Below are 17,359 nucleotides of genomic sequence, written 5' to 3'. Positions count from 1 at the left end.
GTCTTATTGTTGTTATTCGTAAACGTCATTCCTGAGAAACAGGCAGGACTAGATTGAGAAATGCATTGATAAAGTAACGGCACCCGCTAAGGTGCCGTTGATTCATTATGCTTGTTCGTTTGAGTCGTTATTCGAGTCTTCACGAACATCGAACTCAACGTGCCACTTCTGACCGTTGTCAGTAGCAATCGCTTCTAGGTGTAAGGTGCCTAGCTCAGTAACGCGAGAAGCCAAAGTCACTGGAACCACTTCACCTTCGCGACGGCCTTCAGAAACCGGCAATGTCACTTGGATTTCAGGAAGCTCATCAAGCTCTTCAGGCGCCCAGTGATCAAGGTGCGTACCCGCTTCATCTTCACGACGAATGGTTGAACCGAAGAACTGGAAGTGTACTGGCTGACCAATCACTAGACCGAATTCTTGGCTAGGTACTTGTACGCTTGAACCTTCTTCCATACCAAATGGTGCAACACACAAAGCTTCCATCGGAGGAGCCATACCTGGGATAGCTGGCATCGCGCTTTCAATTCCTACGTAGTAAGAAGAAGCGATACCACCGCGGATACGAACGCCTTGGCCACGACGAACTGCGCCGTAGTATGAAGCGCCACTTGCAACCGCTAGGTCTAAATCTAAACCTGAAAGCTGTTTTGCGAACTCTTCGTCAGCATTGATCAACCATTCGTTGATCGTATCTGAAAGACGATCAGCAAGTAGGTTCGATTTTAGAACACCACCATTGAACAGGATTGCTGTTGGCTTGATGAAGTCTGCCGCTGGCGCTTCTGCCCCTTGCGTACCGGGCATACCGGGCATGTTTGCAAACGGGTTGAAATCTTGCTGAGCCGTTTCGCTATTTCCAGAAAGCGCGTTCGCTTGCTTAGAAAGGAATGCGGCAATGTGACGAGTGATACCTGCGTCTTGAGCGTAAGGCAGACCCATTTGAGTCAGTGCGCCACGTGTCTTTTGTACTGGATGCTCAGTCACGGCTACTTTCGGGAAGAAGCCATCAACCAATGTTTGTTGTACTTCTTGCTGAGTCAGTTCTGTTTTCAGTGTTGCGCCAAGCAGTTTAGAACCACGGCTTGGAACAACGATAGGCATAGATTGCAGTTCAGCATTGTTTAGCAGTGCTTCTTTCGCATCACGACATGCGTGAGTCATCGCTTGAACCTGCCAAGGAGCCAGTTCTTTGCCTTCTTGCGCCAGTTTCATTTTCAGACGGTAAGCCAGTGCTAAGTCCATGTTGTCGCCGCCAAGTAGGATGTGTTCACCTACTGCGATACGGTTCAGGCTTAGGTTACCGTCATCTTGTGTTACTTCAACTAACGAAAGGTCGGTTGTACCACCACCGATATCGACAACAAGAACGATGTCACCAACGTTTACTTCATCACGCCATGTGTCGTTGCTGTTATCAATCCAGCTGTAAAGAGCCGCTTGTGGCTCTTCAAGAAGCGTTAGGTGAGTGAAACCGACATTACGTGCAGCTTCTGCTGTTAGGTCACGAGCCGCAGGATCAAACGAAGCTGGAACCGTGATCGTTACATCTTGGTCTGCCAGTTTGTGTTCTGGGTTAGCGTGGTTCCAAGCGTCTTTAAGGTGCTCAAGGTACAGTTCAGTTGTCTTAAGCGGAGACACTTTTTCAACTTCTTCAGGGCTGCCTGCGGGAAGGAAAGCATCGCGACGGTTAACACCACCGTGGCACAACCAAGATTTTGCACTTGCTACCAAACGGATAGGGGTTTTAGAACCAAGGTTACGAGCAATTGCACCCACTAGCGCTTTTGGCTCTGAAGACCAAGGAAGAACGCGAGAGCCCGCATTCATTTCATGTTCGTGCGGCTGGTATAGGAACGAGCCAAGTTGGCTGCGAGTTTCTACTGTACCTGGAGCCGTCAATTGAGGGATTGACATCACCTCAACGCGAGCGTCTTCATTTGTTGTGTCGATGAAAGACAAAACGCAGTGTGTGGTACCTAAATCGATACCAACACTGAACTTAGGCGCTTGCTCTTGTGAATGCATCTGCGGCGTATGTTCTTGAGAAGAAGACTCGTGCGATGATGGCTGAGTTTGGTGTTCCATTATAGCTCTACCTCTGCCGGTGCAATTACAGATGCATCGTAGTTTTCAGCAAGCTTAGGCAGGTTCATGTCAGTTGCTTTCCAACCTTTGTGAACTAGTGTGCCGTTGAATGGTGCATTGCCCTTTACGTTGCCAGTTAGGCGAATTTCTTGAGGGTTGAAACCTTCAGCGATAGTGATACGTGTTTCTTCATCTTCAGTGCGGATGTGAGAAAGCGTTACGTAATCGGCTAATACTTTTTGACCGCCAGTGTGAATAACACGAGCTGCCGCGCCAACTTCTTCATCAGAGAATGATGTTAGGTCCTCTTTTAGGAAGTCAATTAAACGAGCTTCTTGCTGCATGATAGACAGTAGCTGCATTGCTGAATCAGTTGGTGCTGTTGCCAGCTTAGATTCAACTTCTACTACTTTTTCGATCACACGTTCAACTTCAACAACTTTCTCTACTTCGACAATTTTCTCAACTGGCTTTTCAACTTCAACGATCTTTTCTACTGGTTTTTCTACGACTTTCTCAACCACTTTGGTTTTACGAGAAACGGCAATTAACAGTAGTAAAACGCTTGATGCAGTTAGGCCTGCGTGAAGCATATCAAACGTTTGTGGGATTAGGTTCAAATCAACGATCATAGTGATTTCTCTTTAAAATTGATTTAACGGTATATTCGTCGGTTCAAAGGAATATACAGGTTGGAAAGAAACTCAGTGGCGTGAAGCCGAATTGGTCACTTTCAAGCTATAAATATGGGTGGATACTAGCATATTCAAGGCTTAAGAGTGGTATTTAATGCTCTCAATCAAGTGGGTTTTTAGTGTGTTAGCTTGAAATTTAGTCGAGATTTGCCTGAATATTGGCCTCTGATGTGAGGGGCAGGTAAACAATGCCTGTTTTATGTTAGTTTTTAGACCAAACATAAATGGAGCATGATTCCCTTCCGTTATATACTTTTAACTCATTAGAGCCTATTTGGAAGCCACATGCCCCACACAACCGACCCACTAACAGGGTTGAAGAGACGAACTCTCCCATTGGTCGTATTTTCGGTCAGTTTTTTGATTACTGTGTTGTGTTTTATACTAGTCGCACTCAACCAAAACCGCGCGTTAAATATGAATCTGGATAGCTTTGCTACTCACCAGACATTGAGCTTGGAAGCGTTTATCGCTAATGATGTGGCTTATATTGGTTCCGGTGCTAATTTTTTCTATTCTAACGACCCTGAAAACTGGGATAAATTTGATCGTTTTGCCCAGCAAACCATTAATGACTCAAAAAGCTTAATCGGCTTGCAGTGGATGCAAAAAGTGCCGGCAGACGAGATTGCCGAGCATACCGATAAGATGAAAGCAAAATACCCGTCTTACGAGCTGTATACAATCCCAAAACATGAAGCCAAAACCTATGGTTACGTCTTAGATGGTGAACCCATCTTTGTAGCTAGCGATATGTATCCCAATACCGAAGCAAACAACAGTGTTCTTGGTTTTTACTCTTCTCGCGAGCGATTCAAGCTGGTTTTAGACAATATTAAACACACGCGCAAAGCGAATATTTCAGACAAAGTTCGCTTGCTTCAAGACGGCTTAGATCAAGACATACCAAAGACAGGTATGCTGGTCTATCATCCTGTATTTGAGGGTGAAAGCGACAACCTACTCGGCGTTGTAATTGGTGTGGTTCGTACGACGTATTACTTTGAAAACTTACTGGCTTCGGCAGTGGGCGACATGGATGTCTATATTCGTGTTACCGATACGGGTTTCGAAGCAGAAGATTCCCCAATCTTGTTTGAAACCGAGGGTTATGAAGCCGTTTCTGGCCACCACATAACAAAGACGATTGAATTGACTAACCGTGATTGGAAGGTTGATTACAAAATAGATTCATGCATCTCTTTTTATGGCTATTTGGTATTAACTGGAATTGTCTTAGTGGGGACAACCATCTCTTTGTTGTTGGCGTACATCGTTAACATGCAAATCCGAGAGAAAGAACGTTTGTATCAAATGCTTGATAAAAGAACAGAAGAACTTCGCTTTTTAGCCAACCATGACAGTCTTACGGAAGTTTATAACCGACGTGCTTTCAATAAGATGTTAGATAAAGCGATACAGCGAAATGAACCCTTTAGTCTTATCGGATTTGATGTTGATATGTTCAAAGGCATTAACGACGAATTCGGTCACCCAGCAGGGGATGCGTTACTCATTCATGTCATCAAGTTGATTGCAGTGAGTCTGAAAGAGGGGGATAACCTATTTCGTATAGGTGGAGACGAGTTCTGTATCATTTCTAGCATTACAAACCATGAAGCGCTAGACCGATATTTACAATGCATTCTAAGCACAGTGAGTCACTCTCATTGTGAGCACAAAGGTCGACAGCTAAGTTGTACTTTGAGTATTGGTGCTGCCATTCGTGCCAACGAAAACACGGAAGAGATTCTGCAAAAAACAGACAGTATGCTCTATCAAAGTAAGTCGAATGGCCGAAATCGAGTGACAATTGCAGGCTAAATGAGCACTTGATACAACTAGGGTCGAGTTCTGTATTGGGCTCATGTACAATTTCACAAAATTTTTGACGAGAGAATTAGGCGACGTATGAATCACAATCGAGTTGTGTGTTTCGATTTGGAAATGTGCTGTTGGAGCGAAGACGGTGTAGGAACAACAGGGGAGATCATTGAAATTGGTCTTGCTGAGATCGATCTTGTATCTGGAACCATCGTGAAGCGCGCGCAATATTACGTTAAGCCCGAAAAAGACGAAGTCTCTCTATTTTGCGCCGAGTTAACGGGCATTACCCCTCGTAAAATCGAAAAGCAGGGTCGCCCATTAGAGTCTGTTATCAAGTCGATGATTAAGAACTTTGGTGGTCCCAAAAAAATCTACGCAGCGTGGGGACGTGACGACCTTATCTTACACAAAGAGTGTATTGAAAAAGGCATCGAGCCTCCGTTTAGCGAGTTCTTAAACATCGCAACGCTTTACCGTGTTCAGAATCGCTTGAAAGACAAACGCATTGGTCACCGCGCTGCTCAAGAAGCCAAAAATATTGAGTGGGAAGGTCGTCAGCACTCGGGTTATGTCGATGCTTATAATCTTGCGAAACTCACATTAACTATGTTGTAGCTAAATTTTTAGCTCCTCTCAGCCCTGTTTAGTCAGCTTTCAGTTTACCGATTCAAAAAAGCGACCGGTTTCTTAACCCGTCGCTTTTATTTATTTCAGTTTCCAATTCATTATTTCAGGCACTAATTTTCGCCTAAAACACTTAACTTACTCTTGATGAAGTCACTGTGGTCAACGTAGAGCAGCTCCGCTGTTTTACGGATCACAGAATCTTCGATAGGGTCAATTTCTCCGTCTGCGTGCGCCACTTCCCACATTGCTTTGATTAAGTCGATTCGCACTGGCTGAGACAGGTCTCTGAGTTGCGATGTAAAGTCATACAGCGAGACTGATTGCTCTACTTTCGGTTCTGCTTGCTCTAGCAGCACCTTTGCTTGTTCTTCGTCTAAATCCAGCAAACGTTGCAGAAGCTGTAGCTTAGCGACTCTTTCTGATTCATTGATCTGATGGTCGGCTCCCGCGACTTCACACAATAAACTCGCAATGGCGACATTAGGTGATGTTCCTTGGTTTTTGCTTAGGTCCTGGCCTTCAATCAATTGTTTAAACATTGATGTGAGAGAATTGAACATAACGAGCTCCAGTTAAAAATTTTATCGGGTTCCGTAACGCTGATAGCTATCAACTATAACCATAACTATTGGGTCTACAGAGTGTGATCGCAAGCGTCTTTACTAAAAACTGACATTACGGATAGGTGAACGATAAGGCGCACTTTCTTAGTCAGGTTCAGGGAAGCGTGTAATTTTTCCGTCGCCACTGAGTGTCGTGATCGATTGCGGTTTCCCATCAGTGTCTAGTCTTAACTCCCCAATCGCACTGCGGTTTGAAAGGCGATAGAAGGTCTGATTGTCAGGGCTTCGCTTTTCGATCTTCAAGCGTTTACGCTTAGTGAAGTAGTTCAAAACTGAGCGAGGGCTGTATAACAGACGGTCCCATACATCGCAGAATTTAAGCAGCGGAGCAGGGAACTGATTTTTAATACCACTGCAGGTGATTTGATAGATGTTCGGGCTGTTGCGACGATACCTAAGCTTGATGTCATAAGCGAAGGAGTAGTGAACATCGCCAGAAAGTACCACGAAGTTGGTCGGTGTTTTGGTATGGGTAAAGATGCTAATCAGCGTATTAGCACTGCCCGGATGTGCCATCCAGTTTTCAGCGTCAATCACTAATGGCTTGCCGATTGTGGTCGCCATCTTTTGCAGTGTTTCAATAAACTTCACGCCAAACATCGGTGCAGCAGAAACGATCACCACTTTATCTTGATTCATTAACTGATGTTGAAACTCAATCAAGGCTTCCCAGTCCATTAAACCTGAAGGCTTGTTCATGCGTGACTCTGAACGCCAACGACGCGTACGAGTATCCAACACAATGACTTTGGGTGAGGTATCTATTGTGTAATGCCACTCTTCAAAGCGGCTCAGCATCTCAATAAAGGCTTGATGCTTGTCTGGCTCGATGTTGCCAATAGAGTGAGTAGTCGCTGCATTGCCGGCTTCATTATGAGTTTGTTTACTAATGCGCGGTTGTTTAGTAATGAGCGGTTGAGCGACAAAAAGCTGTTTTGCTTGCTCGATAAACGTTTCATCGAAGCTCTCCGGTTTGTTACCCCAACCTTGACACATCCAGTAAGCCGCAAGGCCGTTACCAATGACTTGGGTCGCGAACTGGTTTTGGTCGACGGCATGCTCCCAACCCACGGTAAGGTTCCAATCATCCGTCACATCGTGATCATCGAAGATCATGTACGTTGGAATATGCGCGAACAGACGTTGCACTTGCGGTAAGCCAGCAATGAAATCATCCATGATGACGCTTTCATCACGCCATTGTTGCTGCTCAGTCGGTGTTAATTGGCGTCCACCTTGAGTGAAGTTATTCTCAATTAAACGCTCTCGATTGACGCATTGCCACAGTGTCGGAGACCAAACCAATAAGTACATCGCGATAAACTCAGACAGCGTGACCAAGTGGTTTTCACAATCGGTAGAGCTGAAAATCGGCACGCCACGGTTCGGGAATAACTTATCGAGCATGGATTCTGAAGCTGTGTGGTGCGGCAAATAGTGATGACGCTGGTATAAGTGGTATTCACTGTTATACAGAGCGTCACTGTTGTTGATTTGTTTAATTTGCGAGTCAGTCGGTAAGCTTTCGCCTACAAGGCCAAGCAGGTGAATCACTTGTTGAATAGCATCAAGTGTTGGGCCTGCCACATGGTCGGCGTAGATCTGATCGCCGCTCATCATCAGCATGTCGGGTCTTTCAGCGACGGTTTGATCGGCCATCTTGTTATCGGCTGCAACTAGGCTGTCTTTGCTTGGATGATGCGGGTTGCGGCAAGAGCCATGAAGAATGTAATCAGCTGAGGTCGATATCTTAAACTCAACGCGAGATTTACCGTTGTAAACAAGGTGAGGGGCGAGCTCTTTTAGTGAACCTGACTCTGTGTGAATATCATATTCAAGCCGCGTATTAGTCGGAAACTCACCTTGTAAGCGAATTAGCGTTATCCACGCATGTGTACCGATTTGAATCGAATCATGTTCTTCAAGCGATGAGGTATAAAACGGCTGGTCTTGTGCTGCTTCAGAATTGTCTATTTCTTGAGTATGAAGCTCGGCTCTGCCTGTAAGAGGCGAGCTGGTGGCTAACCAAAGTACCACTTCAGTCGCGGTGGTTTTTCTTAAAATGGGTCCGGCGAGTAACAGGGGAAGAGATGATGTCGTAGAGGGTTTCAATACGGTACCTAAAATCGTTGGTGGCTAGTCGTCGTGGTGTTCTTTTGTTTCGATCTTATTTGTGTCTGGCTTTGTGGTTTCAAGCGTTGATGCTTCAAGTTCTACTGAGTCAGATTCTGTTGATTATGCTCTGCAATCTCAGGCTCTGTCGTTTCAGATTCTGTTGATTCAAGAACTTCGATAACTTCTGAGCTAGAAAGTTCATGGCCCATTAGAAATATTGCCAATAGGGCATCGGCTTTGGTCTTGGTATCGGAAGGCTCGTCTAATAACAGTTCGAGCTTTTCTCGAATCATAGCAATCTCGTGCTCAACAAAGCCACGGCCTTCTTCATCCCCTTGATTGTCTTCAGGGGCATTATCGAATTCAAGAAATAGCATGTCACCGTCTAGGTTGGTATCCACCAAACGCTCAGGCAACCACGCCTCACCCATAACAATATCTGGATCGGAATCTTTGGGTAAGTGATCTATAATGTTTTGTAATTCGGAGACTTTCACAATACTTTCATTTAACCGAGAATATTCTACATTGTAACGGTCAATGCCGAGCAAACCTAAAAATAGTTAGCCGTCATGGTTAATAAATGTCTAATCAGTAAAACAATATTTTTTTCAAAGAGTAATTACACAAGAATGAAGCTCAAATATTTACCGACTCTTCCTTCATCTGGATTGGTTTTACTAGGTAGCGCTTTCCTAAGTGGCATTTTCGTAAGTGCTAATGCGTGGGCCGCTGAAGAGCAAGAGTGGGGCATCGCTGCAATGTTCCGTACAGCAAGCATCCCTTATGACACGTCTGGTGGCGACCAATCGGTTAGCTCATTCGTACCGATGCTGTTTTTCAAGAACGATTATGTGTTTATTGACGGTACTGAGATGGGGGTATACCTCTATCAAACTGACGATGAGAAGTGGTCTTTCAATGCTATCTCTCGCATGCGCTTTATTGATATTCCTGCATCTGAGCAGAACGCGATTGAAGGCGATACGGCGGACTTTGGTGCTCAACTGACCTACCAACTTGATGATTCTTGGTCTGTCGAGACGGAGTTAATGAGCGACAGTGAATACAACTTCCACGGTAACTTACGAGCTAAAGCCAAGTATGAAACTGGAGATTGGGAGTTTTACCCGAGCGCGACGCTGCGTTATAAAAGTGCTGATTTCAACAGTGAGTATTACTCCGCATCTAATGAAACCATTGGTGCTGGTGTTGACTTAAATGTTGGTGTTGAAACGCGTTACCATGTGGTTTCTAACTTGTACTTATTGGGTTCAACCAGTGTGACTCGATTGGACGATAACGCTTACGATTCTTCGATTGTTGAAGACCGTTATCAGGGGGAATTGTACCTTGGCTTTGGTTTCTTTAACGACAAAGAGAAAGCGCCAAAACCTAAACTGAGCAATGCGCCTTACTTACGTGTCGCACACGGCTGGGGAACGCCATCCAATATTGGCGACATCATGAAGTTCAATAGAGAAAAAGACGAATACAACAACCAGTTGACCTCGTTCTTCTATGGACACCCATTAACTGATGAGATCTTCGGCTTGCCATTGGATATCTATTTGACCCCAGGTATTGCGCACCACTGGAGTTCAGACGTTCAATCGAGCAGCACCGAATACATTATCGCAATCAAGGCGTACTACACCTTTGATTGGCCAACTCAGTGGCGTGTTGGTGTGGCAGAAGGTATGTCTTACATCGATTCGATTACCTATATCGAAGGCTCTGAGATGGACCGTAAAGGTTACACCGCAAGCCATCTATTGAACTACTTAGACTTCTCATTCGATGTCAACGTTGGCGACTTGATTGGTAAGAATGACTTGAACAACTTATGGTTCGGTTATTCATTGCATCACCGTTCTGCAATCTTTGAAAAATCCTCTCAGTATGGTCGTATCAAAGGCGGTAGTAACTACAACACGGTTTACTTCCAGTACGAGTTTTAACGACAACCTGTAGTTTAAAGTTCAGTTTAACGTCATACAAGCCAACTTCCGTTTACGGGGTTGGCTTGTTTTGTATGGCTTTCACAAAAGTGGTGTGATCAATGTATTTTCTGCTTTTTGTATAAACGACTTATGTATCCTTTTTATTTGTAACCTTGCCGTAACAGCGATATTGCCTCACTCGCTCTCTATTTATCTACAGAAAACATGATAACTCTCTCACATGTTTAGCTTAAATGCTTAAAGGTTTAAGCATTAAATTTTGTTCGGGTAATCCCATAATCACAAAAGGTAAATGACCACATTGCTGACAGTGTTACTCAGATGGGAATATCCGTTGTGAAACGTTTATACACAAAGGTCGATACGAGAAATGATAAAAAAAAGCCTTTTAGCTACCTGTACCCTCATGGCTAGCATGTCTGCGTTCGCTGATGTCACAATCACCGAACTTACCGTTAATCCACAGCTCTACCCAGTAGGGTTTGAACAACATTTACAAAGAAACTTGGACTTCTTTGTTGATGGCGTAGGTGTTGATCAAAAAGCCAAAGTTCCATACGACACGATTTTCGTCGATAAAAATGGCCAGATTGAACACGACTATTATGTCAACACAACAGAGATTGGCCTGTACCTAAATGTGCTTGTTGAAGCACATAAAAACGGCAATGCTGATGCACTAATACGTATCCATGAAACACTGGATGCGTTGGCAGGGGCTCCTACTTGGAAAGGTCTGTTCTTCTGGCCTTACGATATTGAGGGAGAGCAACTGAAACCAAACAAAGATGGCATTGTTCCCGCCGTAGATAACGCAAACTTAGCATTTTCTCTTGCTGGTGTAGCCGGCGCTTATCTTGACTCAAAGCAATCCGACGAAAAAGAAGTCGTTGCTAAGGTTGAGTCTATTCTTAAGAGCCAAACAGATGGTTGGTCAGCACTCTATGATGAAAGCCGAGGTCTGCTCTATTCTGGGTGGTCAACGAAGAAAGAAGCGCCACTATCATATCATATAGATCGTAAGGCAAATGAGAGTCGATTAGCCCCAGTCTGGGCTCACCTGATTACTCAAAACTCAGAAAATACGGTCCCGAAAACAGCGTTCAATGATATGGAGTTATATACGCAAGACTACTACCTCGATGGCAAAAAATATTCGCCTATGTTGACTTGGGATGGTGCTTACTTCCAAGGCATGCTTTCGATGATTTGGTTGGAAGAACGCTCATTGATCCCAGATTTCTCTATGATCGAAGATATGACAGAGATCCAAAAGTACCACGCTATCAAGCATCAAATTCCTTTCGTGTCGTCCGCAGCAACGGTTGACGATGGTTATGCGGCATTCGGTGTCCCAGAGCTATCAGAGTCTAAAGTCCGTTTTAACAATACTGATATTGCTGGTGGTGATACCGGTACACCTCATGCGCTAGCGCTTTCTTACATGGTGAATCCATTTGAAGCCGTAAAACTGTTGAACACAGTAATCGACTACTACCCACAACTTGAAACGCCATATGGCTGGTATGACGCGATAAACGGCAAAGGTGAAACCTCGACGAAAATTCTGTCTCTAGACCAAGGTATGTTTGTCGGTGCCTTCCTTTCACCGGCTATCAACCAAGATGTGCGTAAGTACCTAGAAAGTAAAAATTACTACGCAGCCATCGTGGATATGTACGAGACCTTTGAACCGAATAATAAATAGAAAAGGATTTGAGTCGTGAATTTTGAAAAAGCAGTGAACATTATCAAAGCAGCAAGCATTATCCCATTCATGGCAATTGCGATTCCATCCGTTGCTTATGCTGATGAAGCGCAAGAAGAGGTGGAAGTGGGTTTGTGGAGTGACCATCAATACCGCGAGTTGATTCTGGAAACGGAGTCGGCCAAAAGTAGTAATGCGCCACCTCGAACTCGTGCACTAACGGGTATCGAATACGAACACATTGATAACGAAAATCAACCCAATGAAGAGCTTCTTCACTATATCTACGCTGATGGTTTCACCCGTGTGACGGATAACTTCAGTATGGGTTACGTACTTAAAGAAATACACCATAGCCGAGGTGGTGAAAGTACTGGATTGAGTAATTATTCAGAGCTGATTCCAAGTTTTTACTGGCGTCAAAATGACAACGTTGCTTACAACTTGATGTTGTCGTACGAAAAAACGATCGGTGAATGGCATTATGACAAATACATGGCAAAACCGGGAATTGACCTTAGCTTTGGCCGCCACTTCTTACACTTAAGTGCAGAGCTTGGCTACAAAGATGAAAGGCAAGGCCCGGGCAGCCGAGGCACGTTCATTGAGTCTGAGCCTTTGTACCTTTACCGCTTAGATAACGGCATTAATATCGGTGCAAAGGTCATCTATGTTGAAGAGCATAACGACTTCAACTATGTCGAGTTTGCTGTTAAGCCTTTGGTGCAGTTCAACTTTGATAACGGCAACTACCTAGAGCTGCGTTATGAGAGAGGTACGTTGGACATGGGTTCAGATCCAAATAACCGCGACCATTTTGACTATGATGTTTATGCGTTATACGCGGATTTACCAATCAACGAACACTTCTCTTTCTTGGCAGATATTCAGGTGAAAGATCGTCACGCGGATCCGGCACCTTGGACAGGGGACCAATTGGTTTGGTTCTCTAAAGTCGGGATTGTTTGGAAGTTCTAACAAACAACTTTAGTTATCGTGGGGTTGCTATTCGGCTGAAACAAACGCGGATTTGACAACCCCACATCTAACCACTTGCACTATTGTTTGGATACACCGCGAAGGAAGGTGTGACCTAAATAGTGAGCGCATTTATAGATAGGAATGCAGAATCATGGCGAAAGTAACGCTACAAAATGTAAACAAAGTCTATGACAACGGCTTCCACGCTATTCACGATGTGAGTTTAGACATCAAAGATGGTGAATTCATGGTGCTTGTTGGTCCATCTGGCTGTGCTAAATCGACGATGCTGAGAATGGTTGCAGGCTTAGAAAGTATTACCGATGGGCAGCTTGTGATTGGTGACCGAGAGTGTAATGACTTGCCGCCAAAAGACCGTGGTATCGCGATGGTATTCCAGAACTACGCGCTGTACCCGCATATGACCGCTTACGAAAACTTAGCATTTGGTTTGGAAACGGCAAAGAAATCAAAAGCAGAAATTAAAGAACGTGTCACCAAAGCAGCCGAGCTTCTTGAAATCACGGATCTGCTAGATAGAAAGCCAAAGCAGATGTCAGGTGGTCAGCGTCAGCGTGTTGCCTTAGGGCGCGCAATGGTACGTAACCCGGATGTGTTCTTATTCGATGAACCGCTATCTAACCTCGATGCCAAACTACGAGTGTCGATGCGTCGCCGAATCATTCGCCTGCATAACCAGCTTCAAGAGTCGGGTAAGCCAGCAACCATGATCTACGTAACCCATGATCAGGTTGAAGCGATGACCATGGGAGATCGTGTCTGCATCCTTAATCAAGGCCAAATCATGCAAGTCGATACACCAATGAATGTGTACCACAACCCAAAAAACAAGTTTGTTGCTGAGTTTATTGGCTCTCCAGCCATGAACATGCTTGAAGGCACTCTATTGGAACAAAGCGGAAAAGTGTGCGTTCAACTCAATGAACACACCATCGAACTGTCGCAAGCACATCAAGAGAAAGCGAAAGAGTGGGTAGGGCACCGCGTCCACCTTGGTATTCGTCCAGAGCACTTATCGGTCTCTAATCAAGCGAATCAAAACACGCTACCGGCAAAAGTTGAGGCGAAAGAAGAGCTAGGGTCAGAAGTCTACTTACACGTCACCATCTTCGATAAACCAGTGGTTTGTAAGCTACTCGATACCGAGCAAACACCTGATGTCGGCACTCATTGTCACATTCAACTTCAAGTCGAGAAATGCCACGTCTTTGATGACGCTTCTCAAGAAAATATCCACTACACAGAATCAAAATAAGTTTGGAGTAAAGCTTTATGCACCACATTCAACCTGGATCACAAATGAGCGTTGGCAATGAAAGCCTAAACCTCACGTTCAACGCAGATGGCGTACTAGGCGCAATTCGCAGTGATCGTTTAATGGTGTCTTTGTTCGATACGCCTGACTCAGAAATGGCTATCTCGAATGTATTTCTTCGCATTAAAGGTGAAGGCAAATTAAATGTCACACCATTACTTTTTTTTAATAGCAAGATTGAAACGTTTAAGCAGGGCGATGGTTCATTACAGTGGGTAACAACAACGGAAGACTTCGAAGCCGTTGTCTCGATTAAAACTGTTGACCATGCATTTTTCTACGATGTGAATATTACGAACCTCTCTTCACAGCCACTGACTTACGACTTAATTTACGGTCAGGACGTTGGTCTTGCGGATGAAGGCGCGGTCAAAACTAATGAATTGTACTGTTCTCAATATCTAGATCATCAAATCTTTGAAAACGAGATGGGCTATGTGGTTTGTAGCCGTCAGAACTTACCTCAATCTTCAGGCAACCCGCGCATTCAATTGGGTTCTCTTTCTCCTGTCGTTGGCTACAGCACCGATGGTTTCCAGTTCTTTGGTAAGGAGTTTAAGTTAACAGGCGAGGCCGCAGCATTGAACGCGCCACAACTTGAAAACCAAAAATATCAATATGAGATGGGTTACATCGCGCTTCAAACTGAAGAAGTTACGCTTGCAACAGAATCGTCTAAGGAAATGGTTTTCTATGGTGTTGTCACTGCGGACTTCCCGAAATCAAATTCGGGCGAGCATATCGCACTGGAAGAGATTACAGCTAAGCACACTCAACTGACGTTATCTGAAGAGATGGAACGTGAGCCTTTATCTTGTGTGCACCAACCTAAAGGCGAGTACCTGCAGGGCGGAAAGCTGAGCGAGAAAGAGATCACAGAGCTCTTCGGTGATGATCAAACGTTCGCAGACGTTAAAGACGGTGAATTGCTGTCATTCTTCTACGGCGACAACAAATACGTGACTTTGCCAGAAAAAGAGAAGCACCTAGAGCGTATGACAGGTCATGTGATTGCGTCGGGCAATAATCAAGATTACCAGCAATCTATCATGAGCTCGACACACTACATCGGCGGTGTTTTCAACTCACAGCTAACGCTTGGCAATACCTCATTCAACAAACTATTGGGTGTGTGCCGAAACCCGTTAAACCAATTCACTCATGCAGGGCAAAGAGTATGGGTTGAAGTGGAAGGAACCTACCGCGCATTGGGCATGCCTTCGGCTTACGAAACTGGCCAAAACTATTCGCGTTGGATCTATAAACTACTTGGTGGCTACCTAGAGATCGTTTCGTTCTCAAGTGCGCAAAGCCCAATCATCCAGCTAGATATCACTAAACACGGCATCGAGGCTCCGCTTTCAATCAAAGTGTCACACCAACTTGTTTTCGGTAACAACGAAGGTGAAGGCAGTGTTGAGATTGCAAGAGATGGCGAACTGTTCACGGTGACAGGCAAAAATGAACTGATTGATCAATTCATGCCGCAGCTGAGCTATGGCCTTGCAGTGTCAGGCATGGACGTAACGGCTGAAACGATCGGGCGTGCGGATTCTGATTCAGTGGAGTACTTGGTACTCAACGGTTCTCTTGAGAGTCACTGTTCTGTCGCGATTGGCGGTAAGACGGGCGCGCTAGATACTACTGCACAATTTATGGCGTTTGAGGCAGAACGCGAGCAATACCAAAAAGGTATTAAGTCTTTGACCAAAGGCTTCAATGTTGATTTCAGTGAAGACAACGGCAACAGCCAGCGCATCAATACGTGTCTGGACTGGTTCACTCACAATGCTTTAGTTCACTACTCAACGCCACATGGCTTAGAGCAATACTCAGGTGCGGCATGGGGTACGCGTGATGTATCTCAAGGCCCATTCGAACTGTTTATGTCGATGCAGGAATACGCAAAGGCAAAAGCGGTACTAGCAGAGATCTACAGCCACCAGTATCAAGAGACGGGTACTTGGCCTCAATGGTTCATGTTCGACCAATACGCGACTATCCAACAAGAAGAAGCGCACGGTGACATCGTAGTGTGGCCGCTCAAAGCTCTGGCTGATTACCTAAATACGACGGGCGACATCAGTATTCTGGATGTTGAACTGCCGTACACGTTAGCAGAAGAAGGTTTTGTAAAGAGCGAAAACAACTTCACTTTAATGCACCACGTACAAACTCAAATTCAGCATATGCTTGATAACCTTGTGCCGGGTACATCGCTATCTTGCTACGGTGATGGTGACTGGGACGATACGTTACAACCCGCGAATCAATCACTGCGTGAGAACATGGTGAGTGGGTGGACAATTCCACTAACGCTACAAGCGCTTAAAGGTATGTACCAAGCACTTAAAGGCAGCGCACATCAAGACTACGCCGTTTCTTTGATGGAATTGGCAGACAAGATGGAAAGCGATTACCACCACTACTTGATTAAAGATGGTGTGATTGCTGGCTTTATCCACTTCGATCGTGATGAAGAGGGTAGTGTTAAGCAAATCGAGCACTTGCTGCACCCATCGGATCAAAAAACGGGTATCAGCTACCGACTATTGCCAGCAAGCCGCTCAATCATTTCAGAAGTGTTTGACCCAGAAATGGCAAGCACTCACATGGACATCATTAAGCAAAACCTTGTTCACCCTGACGGTGTTCGCTTGATGGATAAAATGGCCGAGTACAAAGCAGGTAAGCAGAGCTACTTTAAGCGCGCAGAACTGGCAGCCAACCTTGGCCGCGAAGTCGGTCTTCAATACTGCCACGCACATATTCGATTCATCGAAGCACTGTGTAAGTTGGGTGACGCGGAAGCAGTATTCGACAACCTGTACAAAATTGTCCCAGTGGGTATTCAAGACCACGTGCCAAACGCTGAGCTTCGTCAGTCTAACGCGTACTTCTCAAGTTCAGATGCGAAGTTCAATGACCGCCCAACGGCATACGACAACTTTGACCAAGTGAAAAACGGTCAAGTTGCAGTGAAAGGCGGTTGGAGAATCTACTCAAGTGGTCCAGGTATCTACGTGAACCAACTTATCTCTAATGTATTTGGTGTTCGATTCGCGCACAACGATCTCATTCTTGATCCAGTTATCTCTCCGCGAGTTGGTCAAACGAAGATCCACTTCGAGCTTGATGAGAAGCCTGTGACCTTAGTTATCGATTTGGTTGAAGGTTCACACACTCCAAAAACTATTTCGATAAACGATGAAGTGGTGCCATTCGAACTTACTGAGAACCGCTATCGCGCTGGTGGTGCGAAGATCTCACGCGAATGGTTGCTTCAGAGATTGAGTAGTGAAGAAAACACCCTTCATATCTCCCTTTAATAATCTGTTGGGCTCAGCGATGGGCCCAACCCAAAGGCTGAGTATGAGAAAAATGCAAGGTGTGAA

The 17,359-nt window shown here is 44.9% G+C and carries 11 protein-coding genes and 1 pseudogene; 7 read left to right on the top strand and 5 right to left on the bottom strand.

Features of this window, described 5'->3' with window-relative positions; genetic code table 11:
- Window positions 1-105: 105 nt before the first annotated feature.
- On the bottom strand, window positions 106-2,088 hold the full coding sequence (locus F0229_RS02000) for an Hsp70 family protein (RefSeq protein WP_171732132.1): 1,983 nt from the start codon (window positions 2,086-2,088) through the stop codon (window positions 106-108).
- On the bottom strand, window positions 2,088-2,720 hold the full coding sequence (locus F0229_RS01995) for a DUF2760 domain-containing protein (RefSeq protein WP_171732131.1): 633 nt from the start codon (window positions 2,718-2,720) through the stop codon (window positions 2,088-2,090). Before F0229_RS01995 ends, F0229_RS02000 begins: the two co-directional genes overlap by 1 nt.
- Window positions 2,721-3,068: 348 nt before the next feature.
- On the opposite strand from F0229_RS01995, the gene F0229_RS01990 reads away from it, so the two are divergent.
- Window positions 3,069-4,607 (top strand): sensor domain-containing diguanylate cyclase, encoded by a 1,539-nt coding sequence (locus F0229_RS01990; RefSeq protein ID WP_057623350.1) that lies wholly within the window; start codon window positions 3,069-3,071, stop codon window positions 4,605-4,607.
- A gap of 87 nt (window positions 4,608-4,694) precedes the next feature.
- Window positions 4,695-5,225, top strand: coding sequence for a 3'-5' exonuclease (locus F0229_RS01985; RefSeq protein WP_017060438.1), 531 nt, complete (start codon window positions 4,695-4,697; stop codon window positions 5,223-5,225).
- Window positions 5,226-5,347: 122 nt separating this feature from the next.
- On the opposite strand, the gene F0229_RS01980 is transcribed toward F0229_RS01985, so the two are convergent.
- The 3 genes and pseudogenes from F0229_RS01980 to F0229_RS01970 form a co-directional block, all read right to left on the bottom strand.
- Window positions 5,348-5,797, bottom strand: coding sequence for a TerB family tellurite resistance protein (locus F0229_RS01980; RefSeq protein ID WP_017067724.1), 450 nt, complete (start codon window positions 5,795-5,797; stop codon window positions 5,348-5,350).
- A 147-nt stretch (window positions 5,798-5,944) separates the two neighbouring features.
- Entirely contained in the window at window positions 5,945-7,972 is a 2,028-nt protein-coding gene (locus tag F0229_RS01975; protein ID WP_171732130.1) for an alkaline phosphatase family protein, read from the bottom strand.
- Window positions 7,973-7,996: 24 nt separating this feature from the next.
- Window positions 7,997-8,526, bottom strand: a pseudogene (locus tag F0229_RS01970) (hypothetical protein).
- 81 nt (window positions 8,527-8,607) lie between these two features.
- On the opposite strand from F0229_RS01970, the gene F0229_RS01965 reads away from it, so the two are divergent.
- The 5 genes from F0229_RS01965 to F0229_RS01945 all read left to right on the top strand — a co-directional run bounded on the left by F0229_RS01965 (window position 8,608) and on the right by F0229_RS01945 (window position 17,293).
- A complete protein-coding gene (locus F0229_RS01965) occupies window positions 8,608-9,936 on the top strand; it encodes a MipA/OmpV family protein (protein WP_017060442.1) in 1,329 nt (442 codons plus the stop codon).
- A gap of 409 nt (window positions 9,937-10,345) precedes the next feature.
- Complete coding sequence (locus F0229_RS01960) at window positions 10,346-11,647, top strand: hypothetical protein (RefSeq protein WP_216606049.1); 1,302 nt, start codon at window positions 10,346-10,348, stop codon at window positions 11,645-11,647.
- 15 nt (window positions 11,648-11,662) lie between these two features.
- Window positions 11,663-12,625, top strand: coding sequence for a hypothetical protein (locus F0229_RS01955; protein ID WP_171732128.1), 963 nt, complete (start codon window positions 11,663-11,665; stop codon window positions 12,623-12,625).
- Window positions 12,626-12,779: 154 nt separating this feature from the next.
- Complete coding sequence (locus F0229_RS01950; protein WP_137001158.1) at window positions 12,780-13,904, top strand: ABC transporter ATP-binding protein; 1,125 nt, start codon at window positions 12,780-12,782, stop codon at window positions 13,902-13,904.
- Window positions 13,905-13,921: 17 nt separating this feature from the next.
- Window positions 13,922-17,293 carry a cellobiose phosphorylase gene (locus F0229_RS01945; protein WP_171732127.1) on the top strand — a complete coding sequence of 1,124 codons (3,372 nt, stop codon included), beginning with the start codon at window positions 13,922-13,924 and terminating at the stop codon, window positions 17,291-17,293.
- Window positions 17,294-17,359 lie beyond the last annotated feature (66 nt).

It is taken from the genome of Vibrio sp. AIC-3, from assembly GCF_013114515.1.
GTDB lineage: Bacteria > Pseudomonadota > Gammaproteobacteria > Enterobacterales > Vibrionaceae > Vibrio > Vibrio crassostreae_C.
This window is presented reverse-complemented; position numbering and strand designations above follow the sequence as displayed.

What these genes read in the sequence shown, in the direction of transcription:
- F0229_RS01945 (WP_171732127.1), top strand. Translation starts at nt 13,922, where the DNA reads ATGCACCACATTCAACCTGGATCACAAATGAGCGTTGGCAATGAAAGC.
- F0229_RS02000 (WP_171732132.1), bottom strand. Translation starts at nt 2,088, where the DNA reads ATGGAACACCAAACTCAGCCATCATCGCACGAGTCTTCTTCTCAAGAA.
- F0229_RS01990 (WP_057623350.1), top strand. Translation starts at nt 3,069, where the DNA reads ATGCCCCACACAACCGACCCACTAACAGGGTTGAAGAGACGAACTCTC.
- F0229_RS01950 (WP_137001158.1), top strand. Translation starts at nt 12,780, where the DNA reads ATGGCGAAAGTAACGCTACAAAATGTAAACAAAGTCTATGACAACGGC.
- F0229_RS01985 (WP_017060438.1), top strand. Translation starts at nt 4,695, where the DNA reads ATGAATCACAATCGAGTTGTGTGTTTCGATTTGGAAATGTGCTGTTGG.
- F0229_RS01980 (WP_017067724.1), bottom strand. Translation starts at nt 5,797, where the DNA reads ATGTTCAATTCTCTCACATCAATGTTTAAACAATTGATTGAAGGCCAG.
- F0229_RS01960 (WP_216606049.1), top strand. Translation starts at nt 10,346, where the DNA reads ATGGCTAGCATGTCTGCGTTCGCTGATGTCACAATCACCGAACTTACC.
- F0229_RS01965 (WP_017060442.1), top strand. Translation starts at nt 8,608, where the DNA reads ATGAAGCTCAAATATTTACCGACTCTTCCTTCATCTGGATTGGTTTTA.
- F0229_RS01995 (WP_171732131.1), bottom strand. Translation starts at nt 2,720, where the DNA reads ATGATCGTTGATTTGAACCTAATCCCACAAACGTTTGATATGCTTCAC.